Source organism: Flaviflexus huanghaiensis, assembly GCF_014118685.1.
In the GTDB taxonomy this organism is placed as follows: Bacteria; Actinomycetota; Actinomycetes; order Actinomycetales; family Actinomycetaceae; genus Flaviflexus; species Flaviflexus huanghaiensis.
Map to the genome: position 1 here is coordinate 1 of NZ_JACFAK010000006.1, position 17,861 is coordinate 17,861.

Here is a 17,861-nt window from a genome sequence, read left to right on the forward strand (position 1 = left end):
ACATACGGAGGGCCTTCCTCGGAGTGCTGGTTTCGCAACTCCCACTCAATCGCGGAAGGCCCTCTCTTCACGTCACAAGTCAGCGCGTGTCATCGCACTGCCTCAACCAACCTGTCCGGTCAGTACAGCTAGCAGGCAGTGGGAGGCCTCAATGTGCCGTCCGTCGTCCAACGTGACGACAACGCCGTCCGTCGACCGTCGAACTGCCTGCGCGCGACTGCGCGACAGAATTGTCATGCCACGTCTAGCGAAGACCCGCTCAATCACCTCGGCACCGTCCGGGTCCTCGTTGGGAAGAACCCTGTCGCGAGAGGACACGAGTGTGACAGGTACGCCAAGCGCGTTGTACGCCCCAGCAAATTCAGCGCCCGTCACGCCGGAACCGACGACAACGAGGTGGCGAGGAAGCTCGGTGAGCTCGTACATCTGGGTCCAGTTGAGGATGCGCTCCCCGTCCGGCTTCGCATCGGGTAGCTCACGCGGTGCCGCCCCGGTGGCGATAAGGACAACCTCCGCCTCGAGGTCACGGACAGTGCCGTCGGTGAGATGGGCACGGACCATGCGCGTCCCGTCCCGGCCGAGTGCAGTCGCGATTTTTGCCCGCCCGTCGAGGATGGTTACCCCAACATTCGCGAGCCGTCTGCGGATGTCCTCGGACTGGCGTGCCGCGAGCGCTCGGATCCGGGCATTGATCGCAGAGAAGGAGGCCCGCCATGGTTCGCCGGTCGCGACGATGCCGAGTTGGTCGGCAGATTCGACGGAATGGAGCCACTCGGCGGAGGCGATGAGGGTTTTCGATGGGACGACGTCCGTGAGAACGGCACTTCCGCCCACACCCTTGTCCTCGACCAGGGTGCACCGAGCCCCCAGCTGGCGCGCGGTGAGAGCAGCCTCGTAGCCACCTGGACCCCCGCCGATGATGACGACTCGAGATCCTTCCCTCACTCGGGATGCCCCCGGTAGACCGGATTTCGGGGCTCCGGTGATCGTTGGTCCTGTCTGCTGTCGTTCGCTGTTTATCACGCGCTAATTGTGTCAAAGAACGCCACCCGAATGGCATGATCTGCTTGCTCACCATTTCCTGAGTCAAGAATGTAACGTGGTGCCATGACTTCAGACCCATATGAGCTTGCCTCGAAGGCAGCGGACCATATCCGCCGCGAAACACAGGTGGACACAATCGACCTTGCTCTCGTCCTCGGGTCGGGCTGGCGCGACGCTGAGGACCTCCTCGGCGACGCGATCGTCCAACTCACCGCCGATAGCGTGCCCGGCTTCTCAACATCCGGAGTGGCGGGCCACGGCGGCACCCTCACGGTGCGGCGGCTCGCCGATGGCCGGCACGCCCTCATCCTCGGCGCGCGCACCCATCTCTACGAAGGCAGAGGGGTCGACCCCGTTGCTCACGGCGTGCGCACTGCAGCGAAGCTGGGCGCGTCGGTCCTGATCCTGACGAACGGATGCGGTTCGACGGTGACTGATTGGACTCCCGGGACAGCAGTTCTCATTAAGGATCACCTCAATCTCACGGCTGTCTCCCCGATCCGCGGAGCGAATTTCGTCGACCTGACAGATGCGTACAGTCCTCGCCTGAGAGAGCTCGCCAAGAGCATTGACCCGAATCTCCCCGAGGGTGTCTATGCCCAGTTCCCCGGACCGCACTACGAGACCCCTGCCGAGGTTCAGATGGCTCGGCTGCTCGGCGCTGACCTTGTCGGCATGTCGACCGCGCTCGAGACAATTGCTGCCCGCGAAGCGGGCCTCGAGGTCCTCGGGATTTCCCTCGTGACGAACCAGGCCGCCGGATTCTCAGCCGCCCCGCTCTCGCACACGGAAGTTCTCCAGGCGGGCGCCGATGCCTCCGCGAGGCTTGCCAAACTCCTGTCTGACATTGTCAACGGAATGAAAGAGTCATGATAAGTATCGATTCGTGGATCGCACACGATCCTGACCCTGTGACCCGCAGCGAGCTCACCGAGCTCAAGCAACGTGCTGAAGATGGCGATCCTGTTGCACGCGCGGAGCTGGACGACCGATTCTCCGGACTGCTCGAGTTCGGCACGGCTGGCCTGCGAGGCGAAATGGCAGGAGGTCCGTTCCGGATGAACCGGGCGGTTGTGCGCAAAGCCGCAGCCGGCCTTGTCGAATTCCTCCAGGACACAGTGGGTCGAGATGCCCTCATCGTCATCGGTTACGACGCCCGCTACAACTCACACGACTTCGCCCTCGACACAGCAGCGGTCGCAACCGCTGCGGGCGCACGAGCCCTTATCTTTCCCCGCCACCTGCCCACGCCGCTTCTCGCATGGGCCGTCCGCTATCTCAATGCGGACGCTGGAGTCATGGTGACCGCATCCCATAACCCGCCGCGGGACAACGGGTACAAGGTCTATCTCGGAGGCCGCGCCGTCGAGCCTGAGGCACGCGGTATCCAGATCGTCCCGCCCTTTGATTCGCAGATCGCGGCGAAGATCGCGGCGACGCCGCCCGCGGATGAGATTCCGTTGGCGTCGACCGGCTGGGGTCTCATCGACGAGTCCGTCGTCGATGCTTACCTCGAGCGGACGAAGTCTCTTGTCACCCCAGAGCACGCCTCGGACCTGAAGATCGTCCACACGTCGATGCACGGTGTCGGCGGCGAGACGATGCGCCGGGTGCTCGAGGGCGCAGGTTTCGTCAATGTCCACGAGGTTCCTCAGCAGGCTGAGCCCGACCCGAGCTTCCCGACGGTCAGCTTCCCGAATCCCGAAGAGCCAGGCGCGCTCGATCTTGCGATCGCGGAAGCAAAGAGAGTCGGTGCTGATCTCGTCATTGCCAACGATCCAGATGCAGACCGGTGTTCTGTCGCCATACCGACAAGCACGGGATGGCGACAGCTCAACGGCGATGAGATCGGCTCAATCCTCGGCGAACAGATCGCCAAGATCGGCGCGATCACGGGCGGCACATTTGCCTCATCCGTCGTCTCATCTCGCCTTCTCAGGGAGATTGCACACAGCCACGGACTCAAGCACGAGACCACGCTGACGGGCTTTAAATGGATCGCTCGAGCCCCCGAAATTATTTACGGATATGAGGAGGCCATTGGCTTCTGCGTTGACCCTGATGGGGTTAAGGACAAGGACGGCCTCACCGCGGGGCTCCTTTTCGCTTATGTCACAGCGCTATTGCAGTCACGTGACCAGACCATCGAGGATCAGCTTGATCATCTCGCTCGTGCTCACGGTGTCTATCTCACTGCGCCGGTGACGATCCGTGTGAGCGACCTTGCTCTCATGCCCGCCACGATGGCTCATCTGCGCGCGAACTCCCCCACCGTGCTTGCCGGACTACCGGTCACGGAGGTGAGCGACCTGACGGAAGGGTCTGCCGAGCTACCGCCAACCGATGCGGTTGTCCTCCTCAACGAGAAGGGGGATCGAGCTGTCGTCAGACCGTCCGGCACCGAACCGAAGGTCAAGTGCTATCTCGAGGTCATCGAGCCGGTCGTCGACTCGGTCGAGACCGCACGTGCAGAGGCCTCCCGCCGGATGGCACTACTGCAGAAGGACATGTCGGCTGCGCTGACGCTGCCTGCCTGAGCCGAGTATCTCGGCCAGTTGAGCCACCGCGATGTGGGGTGTGGAGACCTCTTTAGTCTCCGCACCCCACGACGCTATCTGCCCACACGCGGGTCGCCGTCTCGCTCGAGCATCGTGCCCTCAGCGCGTGGCGATTCGAGCAGTCGGGGTCGGCAGGACCGCCCACACGACGTGGGTCCACCCGCCCAGTGCAGGATGAGGCGCCGTCCTGTTCACGAGATCATCGAGAGCGATATCGACGAGGGTCCCCGTGGAGGGTTCATAGATCCGTAGCTTCCGTTCATGCGAAGGCACGGATGGGGGCACGGCAAGCACAACATGCCGCGGAACTGCACGGGCAATCCCCTGGCCCACATTGCCACCGGTATAGAGAGGGACGGGTATGCCAGCCCGGTTTGCGTTCCACACGGCCGACAAAATCTCACGTCCGTCACGCGATCGGTCGTTGACCGCCACCGAGCGATAGGTGACACCCGGGAATACAGCCTCGCGTGCCAGCGTCCACGGCGGGCTTCCGAATCTGCGCGGCCACCTCAGTGGGCCCACTGCGTGGCTCCGAATGTGGTCAAAGATCGCCAGCTGTTTGGCCGCGATGCTATGGGGATGCTCGTCAAGCTCGGCGGCGAGTTGAGGGTCGCCTGACGCTCGGAGCATGAGGAGGACCGTCGCACCGCACGTTGTGCCGTCCACTTGGGTGACAGCCCTGCCCCCGAGAGTAACGGGGACAGGGCCGATGAGAAATGGCTCTGCCCATGCGAGATTGCGGCTCCTCACCGGCCGCTGGAACGCAGCGACGATCCGGCCGAGGTGCAAAAAGGACACGGTCAGCCGATACGGTCCAAGATGACGGAGGTCCGGGTGGAAGCGACGTTGCTGACCGAGATCCCACCGTCGAGTGCCTCGCGGGCCCTCTCGAAACGCTCTTCGTCGTCCGTGTGCAGCGTGAGGATCGGCTCACCAGCCTTCACGCGCTCACCGAGGTGGGCGTGGATCGTGATCCCGGCACCGGCCTGGACCGGGTCCTCCCTGCGCGCCCTGCCCGCGCCAAGCCGCCAGGACGCAACGCCGACCTTGTAGGCATCGAGCGCTGAGACGACTCCGTCGCTGTCTGCGACGACAGTCTCCGTGTGGTTGGAGACCGGTAGTGGCGCGTCGGGATCGCCGCCCTGAGCACGAATTATGTCGCGCCACACGTCCATTGCCTTGCCATTGGCGAGGTTGTCTGCCGGGTCCTCATCGACCCCGGCAAGGACAAGCATCTCCTTGGCGAGCGCAACGGTCAGCTCAACAACATCATCGGGGCCGCCACCGGCGAGCACCTCGACGGACTCTTCAACCTCGAGAGCATTGCCGATCTTCCTGCCGAGTGGCACGGACATGTCGGTCAGCAACGCGACGGTTGCTGTGCCGGCACTCTTGCCGATTCGAACCATCGTGTGGGCGAGCTGCCGGGCCTGCTCGAGATCCTTCATGAAGGCGCCGGATCCCACCTTAACGTCGAGCACTAGGGAGTCTGTTCCCTCAGCAATCTTCTTCGACATGATGGAGGATGCGATGAGGGGAATCGCCTCGACAGTCGAGGTGATATCGCGCAACGCATAGAGCTTCTTGTCCGCTGGGGCGAGTCCGGTGCCGGCGGCGCAGATGACGGCGCCAATGCTCTCCAACTGCTCCATGATCTCGTCATTCGACAAGTGGGCCCGCCACCCCGGGATGGCCTCGAGCTTATCGAGAGTTCCGCCGGTGTGACCAAGCCCCCTGCCGGACAGCTGAGGTACTGCCACGCCGTAGGACGCGACGAGCGGAGCCAGAGGCAGTGTTAGCTTGTCGCCCACCCCGCCTGTTGAATGCTTATCGGACGTCGGCTTTGACAGTGAAGAGAAGTCCATTGTCTCACCGGAGTCGATCATGGCGGTCGTCCAGGTCGAAATCTCCTCATCGGTCATGCCGTTGAGGAATATCGCCATGGCGAGGGCGGACATCTGCTCCTCGGCTACAACGCCGCGCGTGTAGGCATCGACAACCCAGCGGATCTCATCGTCCGAGAGAACCCCCCGATCCCTCTTCGTCCGGATAATGTCGACGGCGTCAAAACGCTCAACCATTGTTTTTCCTCTCAACCATGTCCAAGTCATCGGGTCCGAAACCGTACGGCAGGACATCGGACATCCGCATGATGCCGGCGGGCATCTCAATTTCCATGTCCGGGCCCCCGTGCTCCCACAGGAGCTGACGGCACCGACCGCACGGGACCGTGAAGTCTCCGTTGCCGTTGACGCATGTGAACGCCACCAGCCTGCCGCCGCCACTTCTCACGAGGTCGGAAATCATTCCGCATTCCGCACACAGGGCGACGCCGTACGCGGCGTTCTCGACGTTGCAGCCGGTAAAGATCCGACCGTCCTCCGAGAGCCCCGCAGCACCCACCGGATAACCGGAGTAGGGCGCATAGGCCATTGTCATTGCTTCTACTGCTGCGTTACGCAGCTCGTTCCAGTCGATCATCATTTGATGTAGGGGATGTTCTCAGCGGCGGGCGGGCGGCTCTTACCGACGAACCCGGCGACGGCGAGGATCGTAACGATGTAGGGGATCATAGCGAGCAGGCTCGGGTCGATCGGACTCGTCGCCACGAGCGGCAGGAAGTCGACGATTGCGGAGGCGAAGCCGAACATGAGGGCCGCCCCCATCGCGCCGACGGGATGCCACTTGCCGAGGATCATTGCCGCAAGGGCGATGTAGCCATTGCCTGCAGAAATGTTCTCCGTGAAGACGGCGTTCGCTCCGATCGTAAAGGCAGCGCCGCCGAGGCCTGCGAGAGACGAACCGAGCATGGTGTTGAGGAACCGTGTCCGGTTGACGTTGATACCGACCGTGTCTGCAGCCTTCGGGTGCTCACCGACGGACCTCATGCGCAGACCCCAACGGGAGCGGAACAGCATGATTGTGAGGACGATGATGAGGGCGTACAGCAGGTACATGACGATTGTGTGTCGGAAGAACACCGGGCCGATGAACGGAATCTGTGACAGGAGCGGAACCTCCCACACGGGCAGGGAGTACGCGATCGAGTTCCAGGACGGGTTGTCCTTGACGATCGTTCCGAGGAGGAAGGAGGTAATGCCGAGCACAAGCACGTTGAGGACAACGCCGACGATGATCTGGTCGACCGCATACTTCACAGAGAAGAAGGCGAGCAACAGGCCGACGAGAGCACCTGCGATCGGCGCTGCGATGAGGCCAAGCCACGGACTTCCAAACGCCGAGGCCACGACGATGCCGGTGAAGGCTCCGACGAGTAGCTGTCCCTCGATCGCGATATTAACGACTCCGACACGCTCACACACGACGCCGGCCATCGAGCCGTAGACGAGCGGTGCTGCCGCGACGAGCGTCGCAGAGAACAGGAAAGCGATCGTCACGTACCTGGGCGAACCCGCTCCGGAGAACGTGAGGAAAGCGAGAATGAGTGGCATGAGAACGAGAAGCCCGAGCCAGAGAGGCTGGGTCTCGCGCCTGACCGCACGGACAACAGAGTATGCAGTGGCGGCCGCCATGACGGCGACGAGCACCCAGATGGCGGGGGCGGCGTGGAGAAGCAGGTCGGCTCCTCCGCTCGGCCGGATGTCCTTCCACACGAACTGAGTGATGCCATCCGCCTTGAGGGCGAAATACACTCCGAGCAGCGTGCCGAACGCATAGATGATCGGGAGCTTCCAGGAGATTGGGGCGAGAACATCGTCCTTTGCGGGGACAGCCTGCGGCTGATCGACAACGGTGGTCACTTTGCCTCCTGGTGAAGAGTGATGTACTCCCGGTAGCCGAGCCCGTCAGGCGTCGGGAAGCGGAACAGCCAACGGATAAGCGGCGGGGCCGCAATGAGAAGAACAATGACGGACTGCAGAATGAGGATCATATCGACCGGGACTCCCGCCCCCTGCATGCGGGGCGATCCTGCTTGGAATGCGCCGAAGAGGAGGCCCGCACCGAAGATGCCGACGGGCTTGTTGCGGCCGAGAAGGGCCACGGTGATCGCGTCAAAACCAATAGAGCCTGCAGCGCCCTGCGTCAGGCTGCCGAGCGTCCCGAGAATCTGGTTAGCGCCCGCCAGTCCCGCGAGGGACGCAGAAACAAACATCGTCAGTGTGATGACCTTCTTAGTCGACATGCCAGCCGTTTCTGACGCGTGGGCGTTCGCGCCGACGGCGCGTAACTCGAAGCCGAACTTCGACCTCTCAAGCAGCCACCAGACGAAAACGGTCGCGAGGATCGCCAGGATGAATCCGGCGTGAAGGCTGAACTCGTCGCCAGGAAGAATATCTGGCAGGCGGGCTTCGTCTGCGACCGGCTGGGATTTGGGCTGATTGTTGTTCGGGCCCTGGAAGACGCTCTGTTTCAGCACGTAGAGGAGGAGGAATCCTGCGATCGAGTTAAGCATGATCGTCACGATGACCTCGTTTGCCCCGGTCGTTGCCTTGAGGAAACCGGCGAAGCCGCCCCACAGTCCGGCAGCGATAACGGCGCCAACGAGGGCGACGAGCATGTGGACGAAGTAGGGCAGGTCGAGCGAGAAGCCGAGGTAGGTCGCCGCGATAGCTCCGAGGATGAGCTGACCCTGGCCGCCGATGTTGAACAGACCGGCACGGAAGCCGAGTCCGAGGCCAAGACCCGCGAGGATGAGTGGCGACGAATCTCGCAACGTGTTCGTCAGAGGCCTGATCTGGCGAGTGAATTGCTCCTGGTCGGGGTCAAAGATTGAGCCCTTGAAGAGCCGCCAATATGTGTCGATGATCGACGCATCGGCGATCCAGATGAAGAAGGCGCCGACGATAAAGGCGATGACAATCGCGAAGACCGAGATGATCCAGTTCGAGCGGAGCGCGACGTGAAGCGTAGCCTTCACCTTGAGCGACAGCGGCGCTGCCTGCTTTTCGGTATCAGTCGTTGAGCTCACCGAGTCTCCTTCTGCATGGCTTCCTCCATGGGGACGCCGGCCATCATGAGGCCGAGTACTGAGTTGGGTGTGCGGGCTGGCACGATGCCGACGATCCGGCCGCGATACATGACGGCGATTCGGTCGGAAAGCGCCTGGATCTCATCCAGTTCCGAGGAGACGAGAACGACAGCCGTACCCTTGTCCCGCTCCTCGACGATTCTGTTGTGAATGAACTCGATCGAACCGACGTCAACCCCGCGCGTTGGCTGGCTAGCGACGAGGAGCTTGAGGTCCCGCGACATTTCGCGCGCGACGATGACCTTCTGCTGGTTGCCACCGGACAGTGTCGTGATCGGGTACGTGACGTCTGACAGTCGAATATCGAACTCGTCGCGTAACGTCTCTGCGTTCTCGAAGATCGCCTTCGGTTTGATGGATAGCCCGCGCGAGAACTTTGGCGAGCGGTACTGGTTGAGGACGAGGTTTTCCGCGACGGAGAACTTCGAGACAAGACCGTCTCGAATTCGGTCTTCTGGAATGAAGCCGAGCCCCTCATCGACGCGTTTACGTACCGGGTGCCTGAGTATGGATTCGCCATCGAGCTCAATTGTTCCCGTTGTCGGCTGGCGCAACCCGAGGAGTATCTCCGTGAGTTCGGTCTGGCCGTTGCCTTGGACTCCGGCAACGCCGAGGATTTCTCCGGCTTGGACTTCGAGGTTGACTCGCTCGAGAACCGTTACCTGATCGTCATTGATATAAGACAGGCCCTTGAGCTCGAGCATGACCGGGCCCGGAGCCGGTGGCTCCTTGTCGACCTTGAGCATAACCGAGCGGCCGACCATCATCGTCGCGAGCTCTGCTTCGGACGAGTCCGGTGCCGCTTCGCCCACGACGCGGCCGCGACGAATGACCGTGATCTTGTCGGCGACAGCGCGCACCTCGCGGAGCTTGTGGGTAATGAAGACGATGGAGGTCCCGGCTGCCGCGAGCTCCCGCATAATTGCCATGAGCTCGTCGGTCTCCGCGGGTGTGAGGACGGCAGTGGGCTCATCCAGGATAAGAACCTCGGCCTTGCGGGACAGTGCCTTGACGATTTCGACGCGCTGCTGGGCGCCGACCGTGAGATCCTCGATTTTGGCTTTCGGGTCGAGAGCGAAGCCGAAGCGCTTCGACACATCCTCGACCAGCTGATGGGCCTGCTTGACGTTGATAATGCCGAACGCGGGGTGCGTGGGTTCGTAACCGAGCGCCACGGACTCTGCGACGGTGAACACGGGAACCAGCATGAAGTGCTGGTGGACCATGCCAATGCCGGCGGCAACCGCGTCACCCGGTCCGCTGAAGTGGACGGGTTTCCCGTCGATTCTGATCTCGCCCTCATCCGGGTCATACAGTCCGTACAGGACGTTCATGAGCGTCGACTTCCCGGCGCCATTCTCTCCGAGGAGTGCATGGATCTGGCCGGGTTCGACTTCAAGATCGATGTGGTCGTTGGCGATCAGGGAACCGAACTTCTTCGTGATTCCCACAAGCTCAAGCTTCACCTTGGCTGCTGCCTTTCTATTGTCGGCGGTTCGTCGTCGAACAGCTCGTCAGAGATAGATAGGCGGGCCCAAGAGCCATGCTCGGCATGGTCCCGGGCCCGCCAACCCGTTACGTTCTACGGAGCGTTCGGGGTCTCGATGACGAGTTCGCCGGAGATGATCTGCTCGCGCAGATCCTCAACCTCGGAGACGAGATCGGCCGGGACCTCGGACTCGAGATCATGGAACGGAGCGATATCGACGCCACCATTCTCGAGCGTGCCGACGTACGGCTCGGAGGAGAAGGCGCCCTCAGCGACGTCAGCGATAGTGTCGAGGACCGACTGGTCAATCGCCTTGAGCACGGAGGTCAGGATGATGGACGAGAACTCGGATGCGGACTCGTACCAGTCGGAGTCAACACCGATGATCCAGACGTCACCCGCGGTCTGAGCGGCAGCGGCAGCGCCGAGGCCGACCGGGCCGGCGACGGGCATGATGATGTCCGCACCCTGGTTGATGAAACCGTTGGCGAGCTGCTGGCCCTGGGCCTGATCGTCGAACGAGTTGGAGAAGGAGCCGGACTGGGCTTCCTTGTCCCAGCCGAGAACCTGCACGTCAGCATCATTTGCCTCGTTGTAGGCCATGACGCCGTCGTAGAAGCCGTCCATGAAGATCTGGACGGACGGAATCGGCAGACCGCCGAAGGTGGCGACGACGCCGGTCTCCGTCATGCCGCCAGCAACGTAGCCAGCGAGGAATGCTGCCTCAGCGGTGTTGAAGAGGAGCGGGCGAGCGTTGTCAGACGGGGTGTTGAATCCCGAGTCGACGAGCGCGAAGGACACATCGGGGTTCGCCTGCGCTGCGGCGCTGGTGGCCTCTTCGAGAAGGAAGCCGACGCCGATGACGACGTCACAGCCCTCGGCCACCATGGCCTGGACGTTCGGGGCGAAGTCGGTGTCCGACGACGACTCAGCCGTCGAGCTGTTGACACTCATGAGGTCAACTGCCTCCTGCAGACCGATGAATGCAGATTCGTTGAAGGACTTGTCATCCCAGCCGCCGGCGTCAGAGACGAGGCAGGCGAGGTAGTCGGATGCATCGATCGACGCGTAGTCGCGGCCCGCTTCGGCCGGCTCCTCCGTGTCGGTGTCCTCAGGCTCTTCGGTGTCCTCGGCATCTTCGGTGACCTCAGGCGTCGTCGCCTCGTCAGCGGTATCTGCGTCGTCTGCGCAGGCCGAAAGTACAAGAGCAGCGGCACCCAACAGTGCCATGAAAGACGTGGATTTCTTCACGTGTTACTCCTACGGTAAGCCCATGCCGGGTCGGCACGGATTCTCAATCAGCATAACTGTTAACGGACGGTAATCGGGGTAGAAACGTGTCCTTTCGGCGGTCACAGTTATGTGATGAGCGGTTAACACATTATTGCCGTACCTGCCCCTCCTGTCCAAAAACTAGCGAAGAGGCTCAAGATCGCCCGAAAGATCAGCGATGACGCCGCCAAGCCCCGATGACGCGTCCCGTGTTGTAACGAGTATCACATCACCGCTATCCACAACGACGGCCCCAGGTACCCCATGGATCACAATGGGACGATCGTGTACGTACACGACAGAATCGGCAGAATCTCGAAGAACAACGCGCTGCGGCGCGCCGCCTGGGGACACCCCACTTTCCGGTTCGGCGAGGTGAGCGGCGAGGGAGTCATACCCGCCGATATCCGACCAGCCCATCGCGACCGGGACGGTAGCGACTCCGCCCTGGGCTGCGAGGGGCTCGGCGATGGCACGGTCGATGACGCAACTCTCGAGTGAATCCCAAGCGCTCAGCGCATCGGCACGGTCCGGACCATCCCAGTGGGACGCGATGCGTCGCAGGGCGTCCGCGAGGTCCGGCTTGAACGACGCGAGAGCGTCGAGAAGCACTCCCGCTCTTGCGATGAACATGCCCGCATTCCACGTGTACCCGCCTGACGCGACGTAGGCGGCCGCGGTCTCGCGGTCGGGCTTTTCAAGGAAAGCCTCTACTGCGAACACTCCGTCAACAGCGGTTTCGGCGCCCTGGCGAATATAGCCGAAGCCTGTGTCGGGACTCGTCGGGGTGATGCCGACCGTGACGACAAATCCTGCCTCCGCCGCTTGGATGGCGCGGCGGACCGCTCCGTGAAAGGCGTCAACGTCGTTGATGACGTGGTCAGCGGCGAATGATCCGATGACAGCATGGCCGCCGTGGCGGTGTTCGACAATGGCGGCGACGAGTCCGATCGCAGGCATCGTCCCGCGCGGCGACGGCTCGATGACAAGGTCGTCTGTGCTGATCCCCAGCTGGTCTGCGACACCGTCGGCATGGGCGGCTCCCGTCACAACAATGAGATCGTCGGCGAGGGGCGAGAGTCTATCGGCCGTCGCCTGAATGAGGGTTCGACCCCCTCCGGTCATGTCGATGAGGAACTTGGGGTGGGAGCGCCTCGACAGGGGCCACAGCCGTGTCCCGGCCCCTCCCGCAGGCACAATAGCAACGAACGTCATGTGAGATCCCTCTCCCGGTCAAGCCGGTAGTTCATCTTCTCCCGCTCGAGTTTGAGCCGGAGTTCTCTAATCCGTGCGCGACGCTTAATACCCTCGAGCGTGTCCCAGTCGGGTAGATCATCGGCCTGCCTATCCGAAAAGTCCGGGTCCGCCGTCAGGTCAGGAACGACAATGCCGGTGAAGGGCTCATGATTCCACGAACTCGTCTCGGGGCTCGACAGGGTGACGTAGTTCGGAGTCTCCTCAGCGCGGATCGACTCTGGGACGTCGATCTTCGCAGGGGCGGGCGGATTGGCAGTGAAGGCGGCCGCGAGAAGAACGATGCGGGAGACAAAGTTGACCCACAGCAACAGGGTCGCGATCGCGACGAACGAGCCGAGGACCGGATTGTCAGAGACGGAGCCGATGACGGAGGTACCAATCAGTCGGACGCTTGACGTGCCAAGAGCACCGAGACCGGCGCCCATGATGAGGTCCCTCCGGGGCGGTCTTGCTCCAGCAGTGAAGCGAAACAGGAGAACGATGACCGCGAAGTCGACGAGAAAAGCGACGGAGAGGGAGGCAATGCGAATGAGCCACGATGCGACCGTCCCGTCGATGCCAATGAAGTCGAGAATCGTGCCCCCGAGCGTGCCAGCAGCTGAGGTCAGGACCGAACCAACGAGGACGCCGACGGCTAACACGACAAAGGCGACGAGGTCACGGAGCTTGAGCATGATGAAGGTTTCCGGAAGCCGCGCAATGCCGAACATTGAGCGAATCGACATCTTGAGCGCATTCATGACCGACAGTGCTGTCCACAAAAGGACGCCCGCTGCGATGATGGACGTCAGATTAAGCGCTGTATCGAGTATGAGACTCTCGGGGTTGACAAGCCCATCCGGGTTTTCCGCTGTCTGGAGAATGCCCGGAAGGGCGTCATTGACCCCATCAAACACGGTCTGGCGTAGCTCGTCGTTCTGACCGAGGACTGCCATGAAGATCGTAATGCCGATCGCGAGGGCAGCGGCGATCGAGAACAGAGCGGAATAGGCGATGCCGCCGGACAGCATCGGGCCTCTCGCCGCTCCGTAGCGCTGGAATGCACGCAACATTCGCAGGTTCTTGAGCTTATGGAGGATCGGCTCTTTCTCGACGGTCGCCGCACGTGTCGAGGGCACGGTTGCCGGAGAGTCGTAATAAATGTCATCAGCCACAATGCCACTCTAACGAAACGTGGATGGATTGCCGTGCTGAGCGGTCAGACACGTGGCCTGTCGCGACATCGGTCAGTCTGTTGCGGGCACGCACGGGACCTCGTCAATGGGGGCCCGCACGCAGTCACGTCCCGCCTAGAATCCCGCGATGTCGTAATCGATAGTGAGCGGGGCGTGGTCGGACCATCGAGACGCATAATCGCTCGCTCTGCCGACGTGCGCTTCGTGGGCTCGCTCGGCGAACCGGGGCGTCGCCATCTGGTAATCGATCCGCCATCCCGCATCGTTGTCGAACGCCTTCCCGCGTTGCGACCACCACGTGTAGGGGCCTTGGACGTCACCAACGAGATGTCGATGAACGTCCGCGTAGCGGGAGAACCAGTCCTCCAGGTACGCCATCTCTTCGTCGAGCACACCCGAGGTCTTGTTGTGGTTCGGCTTGAAGTTCTTGATATCGCGGGGGCCGCGGACAATGTTGAAGTCGCCGGCCATGAGCTTTTCCCCATCGATTTCTCCCAGCCGCGCGGTCACCATATCGAGGTGTCTGTACTTCGCAGCCATCTTCTCCGGGTCCGTGGCCGTACCGGAATGCAGGTAGGCGGAGATGAAGGTGACGGTCGTTTGTCCCACGGTCACGTCCGCCTCGACCCAACGCCCCGAGTCCACATCGGTATCGTCTGGTAGCCCGATCCGGGCTGCGGTGACGTCGAGATGGGGACGGACCGCAACGGCGACACCGGCCCGGCCTTTTATTCTCGAGCCCTCTTGAATCACATTCCAGTCACCCGGAAGGAGCTTCTCAACGAGCTCTTCGGGGGCACGAACCTCCTGCATGAGGAGAACATCGGGATTGCTCTCAACAAGCCACTCGGCCATGCCTTTACGCATGGCGGCACGGATTCCATTGACATTAATCGTCGTAACCCTCACGGTGTCCTTTCTGCCATCTTCACGACGTTCTCAAGCAGCATCGCCCGCGTCATCGGCCCCACTCCCCCGGGGTTCGGCGAGATCCATGCGGCGACATCTCGGACCCCCTCCGCAACGTCGCCGACAATGCGCTCACGACCATCCTCGACCACCCTCGACACTCCAACATCGAGGACGATCGCGCCCGGTTTAATCCAGGACGGGTCGACAAGCCTCGGGGAGCCGGCCGCAGCGATGACGACATCCGCTGAGCGGACCTTCTCCGCCATATTCGTTGTTCCGGTGTGCATGAGCGTGACTGTTGCATTGATGTCGCGACGCGTGAGCATCAGACCAATCGACCGGCCTACCGTAGTACCGCGGCCAATAACGGCGACGTCCCTGCCATTGAGGTCGATGCCGTACCGACGTAGGAGCTCGATGACGGCTGAAGGCGTGCAGGGCAGTGGCGATGTAATTGGCTCCTTGGCGCGCAGAGCGAGCCGACCGAGGTTCGTCGGATGGAGGCCGTCGGCGTCCTTGTCCGGGTCAACTGATTCGAGGATGAGGTTCGTGTCGACTCCCGCTGGTAGCGGTAGCTGCACAATGTAGCCCGTGCATGCTGGATCCTCATTCAGTTGCTGAACAGCCGCGAGGATCTCGTTCTGGGTGGCCGTTCCGGGCAGGTCGACACGGATCGAGGTAATTCCCACCTCCTGGCAGTCCCTGTGCTTGCCCGCCACGTACTTAAGCGAGCCCGGATCCTCTCCGACGAGCACAGTGCCAAGCCCTGGAACGATGCCGTGCGCTTTGAGCGCGGCTACGCGCTCTGCGACCTCAGCCTTGATCGCGGCGGCGGTTGCCTTGCCGTCGAGGATGCGCGCGGTCACCCTCAGAGCCCTTCGTAGAGGGGGAACCTATCCGCGAGCGCCTTGACGCGTGCTCCCAGTGAGTCAACGTCAGCATCCTGACCGGCGACAAGGGTGTCCGCAATGATGTCGCCAACTTCGCGGAACTCGGCCGGCCCGAACCCGCGGGTCGCGAGCGCAGGTGTGCCGATCCGCAGACCGGAGGTGACGCGCGGTGGCCGCGGGTCAAACGGGACTGCGTTGCGGTTAACGGTAATGCCGACCTTGTGGAGGAGATCCTCGGCGGCCTGCCCGTCGAGGGGGCAGTCCCTCAGATCGACGAGGACGAGATGAACCTCGGTACCTCCGGAAACGAGCGTGATCCCGGCATCGGCCACGTCCTTTTCGAGAAGGCGCTCGGCGATGATGCGAGCACCCTCGATCGTGCGCTTCTGACGGTCACGGAAGTCGTCAGACTGGGCAACCTTCATCGCAACCGCCTTCGCGGCGATGACATGCATGAGCGGGCCGCCCTGCTGTCCGGGGAACACGGCAGAGTTGAGCTTCTTCGCTAGTTCATCAGTCTTCGCAAGGATCATGCCCGAGCGGGGGCCACCGATCGTCTTGTGAATCGTCGTTGTCACGACGTGAGCATGCGGGAGTGGGCTCGGGTGGAGACCGGCTGCGACAAGTCCTGCGAAGTGTGCCATGTCGACCCACAGGTAAGCGCCGATCTCGTCGGCGATGTCCCGGAAAGCTTTGAAGTCGAGGTGGCGGGGGTAGGCGGACCAGCCGGCGATCAGGAGCTTCGGCTTTTCCTCATGCGCGATCCTGCGAACCTCATCCATGTCGATGAGGCCGGTATCCTTCTGCACGCCGTAGGAGACGACACGATAGTTCTTGCCGGAGAAGTTGATCTTCATGCCGTGTGTGAGGTGGCCACCGTGGGCAAGTTCGAGGCCCATGATTGTGTCGCCGGGCGTGACGAGCGCATGGTAGACCGCAGCGTTGGCCTGGGCGCCGGAATGCGGCTGGACATTAACGTAGTCGCAGTCAAAGACGGCTTTAGCTCGCTCAATCGCAAGGTTCTCGGCAACATCTACATGCTCGCAACCGCCGTAGTAGCGGCGACCCGGGTAACCCTCCGCGTACTTATTCGTCAGCACCGACCCCTGTGCTTCGAGGACGGCGCGCGGGACGAAGTTCTCCGACGCAATCATCTCGAGCGTGTCGCGCTGGCGCTGGAGCTCGTTGTCGAGCACCGCTGCGATCTCGGGGTCGACCTCTGCGATCGAACTGTTGAGCATATCCATTTTTCCTCCACTGCCGGGCGGGCGAACACCCACCATCGTATAGTCCCATTCGGCGCCGAGGTGTCCAACGTTCGAATCATCCATCGGCTGGAAGGCAGAAGGGTCTACCCTCGAGGGCATGCCATCTATTGTTCTTTCGCTCTCCTGTCCCGACCGTCCCGGCATCGTCCACTCCGTCACCGGCCTCCTTGTCGAGCACGGTGGAAACATCACGGAGTCCCAGCAGTATGGTGACCCGGACACAGGGCGGTTCTTTCTCCGCATCGAGGCGGATATCCCGGGGACGATCGATGCGTTGCGTGCTCCGGTTGCTGAGCTGGCGGCCACCCTCGAGGGCACGATCGACCTGACGGAGTCGGGCCGTCCGATCAAGACGATCATCATGGCATCGACGACATCTCACTGCCTCACTGACCTCCTGTATTTGCAACGCATGGGCAGGCTCGCAATCGACGTGACACGAGTCGTGTCAAACCATGACACGCTCCGGCCGATTGCAGAGTTCTATGGTGTTCCGTACACGCACATCCCGTTCTCGAAAGAGCACCGTGAGAACGCGGAGGCCGAGCTCGTCCACATCGTCGAAGAGACAGGGGCAGAGCTTATTGTCCTCGCCCGGTACATGCAGGTCCTGTCCCCCGAGCTGTGCGAACGGATGGCGGGGTCGATTATCAATATCCACCATTCCTTCCTGCCGTCCTTCAAGGGAGCTCGCCCCTACCAGCAGGCCCACGACCGGGGCGTGAAGATCATCGGTGCGACCGCGCACTACGTGACGCAAGAGCTCGACGAGGGTCCCATCATCGAGCAGGATGTCGAGCGTGTCACGCACGCACACACGGGGACCGATCTCCAGGCCATCGGTGAGGACGTCGAGCGGCGCGTGCTTGCCCGTGCCGTCCAGTGGCATGCTGAAGGCAGGGTCCTGCGCAACGGTGAGCGCACGGTCGTTCTCCCGTAACAGTTGACAGCAGGTGGCCGACGGCAGGGCTGACTCCCGTGAGCAGGCTACTGAAAGTAGGGG

16 protein-coding genes are annotated in these 17,861 nt (G+C 62.2%); 3 read left to right on the forward strand and 13 right to left on the reverse strand.

Going from position 1 to position 17,861, the window contains the following annotated elements; translation table 11 throughout:
* Positions 1-102: 102 nt before the first annotated feature.
* The gene (locus tag H7E91_RS05575) at positions 103-1,023 is read right to left on the reverse strand and encodes an FAD-dependent oxidoreductase (protein ID WP_206680362.1); all 921 of its coding nucleotides are present in this window, start codon (positions 1,021-1,023) and stop codon (positions 103-105) included.
* A gap of 84 nt (positions 1,024-1,107) precedes the next feature.
* Here H7E91_RS05575 and H7E91_RS05580 point away from each other — a divergent pair, with 84 nt between their 5' ends.
* Both H7E91_RS05580 and H7E91_RS05585 read left to right on the forward strand, forming a co-directional pair.
* Positions 1,108-1,917 (forward strand): purine-nucleoside phosphorylase, encoded by an 810-nt coding sequence (locus H7E91_RS05580; protein ID WP_182354117.1) that lies wholly within the window; start codon positions 1,108-1,110, stop codon positions 1,915-1,917.
* Positions 1,914-3,581 carry a phospho-sugar mutase gene (locus H7E91_RS05585; protein ID WP_182354118.1) on the forward strand — a complete coding sequence of 556 codons (1,668 nt, stop codon included), beginning with the start codon at positions 1,914-1,916 and terminating at the stop codon, positions 3,579-3,581. Before H7E91_RS05580 ends, H7E91_RS05585 begins: the two co-directional genes overlap by 4 nt.
* A gap of 120 nt (positions 3,582-3,701) precedes the next feature.
* On the opposite strand, the gene H7E91_RS05590 is transcribed toward H7E91_RS05585, so the two are convergent.
* The 12 genes from H7E91_RS05590 to glyA all read right to left on the reverse strand — a co-directional run bounded on the left by H7E91_RS05590 (position 3,702) and on the right by glyA (position 16,837).
* Complete coding sequence (locus H7E91_RS05590) at positions 3,702-4,403, reverse strand: hypothetical protein (RefSeq protein WP_182354119.1); 702 nt, start codon at positions 4,401-4,403, stop codon at positions 3,702-3,704.
* 2 nt (positions 4,404-4,405) lie between these two features.
* Positions 4,406-5,686, reverse strand: coding sequence for a thymidine phosphorylase (locus tag H7E91_RS05595; protein ID WP_182354120.1), 1,281 nt, complete (start codon positions 5,684-5,686; stop codon positions 4,406-4,408).
* On the reverse strand, positions 5,679-6,089 hold the full coding sequence (locus tag H7E91_RS05600) for a cytidine deaminase (protein WP_182354121.1): 411 nt from the start codon (positions 6,087-6,089) through the stop codon (positions 5,679-5,681). Before H7E91_RS05600 ends, H7E91_RS05595 begins: the two co-directional genes overlap by 8 nt.
* Positions 6,086-7,366, reverse strand: coding sequence for an ABC transporter permease (locus H7E91_RS05605; RefSeq protein ID WP_338401746.1), 1,281 nt, complete (start codon positions 7,364-7,366; stop codon positions 6,086-6,088). Before H7E91_RS05605 ends, H7E91_RS05600 begins: the two co-directional genes overlap by 4 nt.
* A complete protein-coding gene (locus tag H7E91_RS05610) occupies positions 7,363-8,535 on the reverse strand; it encodes an ABC transporter permease (RefSeq protein ID WP_338401747.1) in 1,173 nt (390 codons plus the stop codon). Before H7E91_RS05610 ends, H7E91_RS05605 begins: the two co-directional genes overlap by 4 nt.
* Positions 8,532-10,061 carry an ATP-binding cassette domain-containing protein gene (locus H7E91_RS05615; RefSeq protein ID WP_182354122.1) on the reverse strand — a complete coding sequence of 510 codons (1,530 nt, stop codon included), beginning with the start codon at positions 10,059-10,061 and terminating at the stop codon, positions 8,532-8,534. Before H7E91_RS05615 ends, H7E91_RS05610 begins: the two co-directional genes overlap by 4 nt.
* Positions 10,062-10,177: 116 nt before the next feature.
* Positions 10,178-11,335: a BMP family lipoprotein gene (locus tag H7E91_RS05620; RefSeq protein ID WP_338401748.1), complete on the reverse strand. Its 1,158-nt coding sequence runs from the start codon at positions 11,333-11,335 to the stop codon at positions 10,178-10,180.
* A 162-nt stretch (positions 11,336-11,497) separates the two neighbouring features.
* The gene (locus H7E91_RS05625; protein WP_182354123.1) at positions 11,498-12,571 is read right to left on the reverse strand and encodes a mannose-1-phosphate guanylyltransferase; all 1,074 of its coding nucleotides are present in this window, start codon (positions 12,569-12,571) and stop codon (positions 11,498-11,500) included.
* Positions 12,568-13,767: a YhjD/YihY/BrkB family envelope integrity protein gene (locus tag H7E91_RS05630; protein ID WP_182354124.1), complete on the reverse strand. Its 1,200-nt coding sequence runs from the start codon at positions 13,765-13,767 to the stop codon at positions 12,568-12,570. Before H7E91_RS05630 ends, H7E91_RS05625 begins: the two co-directional genes overlap by 4 nt.
* Positions 13,768-13,902: 135 nt before the next feature.
* Entirely contained in the window at positions 13,903-14,697 is a 795-nt protein-coding gene (locus tag H7E91_RS05635; protein WP_182354125.1) for an exodeoxyribonuclease III, read from the reverse strand.
* Entirely contained in the window at positions 14,694-15,566 is an 873-nt protein-coding gene (locus H7E91_RS05640; RefSeq protein ID WP_182354126.1) for a bifunctional methylenetetrahydrofolate dehydrogenase/methenyltetrahydrofolate cyclohydrolase, read from the reverse strand. The genes H7E91_RS05635 and H7E91_RS05640 overlap by 4 nt, the downstream gene beginning before the upstream one ends.
* 2 nt (positions 15,567-15,568) lie before the next feature.
* Complete coding sequence (glyA, locus tag H7E91_RS05645; protein ID WP_206680370.1) at positions 15,569-16,837, reverse strand: serine hydroxymethyltransferase; 1,269 nt, start codon at positions 16,835-16,837, stop codon at positions 15,569-15,571.
* 118 nt (positions 16,838-16,955) lie between these two features.
* Here glyA and purU point away from each other — a divergent pair, with 118 nt between their 5' ends.
* Entirely contained in the window at positions 16,956-17,798 is an 843-nt protein-coding gene (gene purU, locus H7E91_RS05650; protein WP_182354127.1) for a formyltetrahydrofolate deformylase, read from the forward strand.
* Positions 17,799-17,861 lie beyond the last annotated feature (63 nt).

Bases quoted from the DNA above. Each gene is read 5' to 3' on its own strand.
- H7E91_RS05625 (WP_182354123.1), bottom strand. From the start codon at position 12,571: ATGACGTTCGTTGCTATTGTGCCTGCGGGAGGGGCCGGGACACGGCTG.
- H7E91_RS05585 (WP_182354118.1), top strand. From the start codon at position 1,914: ATGATAAGTATCGATTCGTGGATCGCACACGATCCTGACCCTGTGACC.
- H7E91_RS05595 (WP_182354120.1), bottom strand. From the start codon at position 5,686: ATGGTTGAGCGTTTTGACGCCGTCGACATTATCCGGACGAAGAGGGAT.
- H7E91_RS05580 (WP_182354117.1), top strand. From the start codon at position 1,108: ATGACTTCAGACCCATATGAGCTTGCCTCGAAGGCAGCGGACCATATC.
- glyA (WP_206680370.1), bottom strand. From the start codon at position 16,837: ATGGATATGCTCAACAGTTCGATCGCAGAGGTCGACCCCGAGATCGCA.
- purU (WP_182354127.1), top strand. From the start codon at position 16,956: ATGCCATCTATTGTTCTTTCGCTCTCCTGTCCCGACCGTCCCGGCATC.
- H7E91_RS05600 (WP_182354121.1), bottom strand. From the start codon at position 6,089: ATGATGATCGACTGGAACGAGCTGCGTAACGCAGCAGTAGAAGCAATG.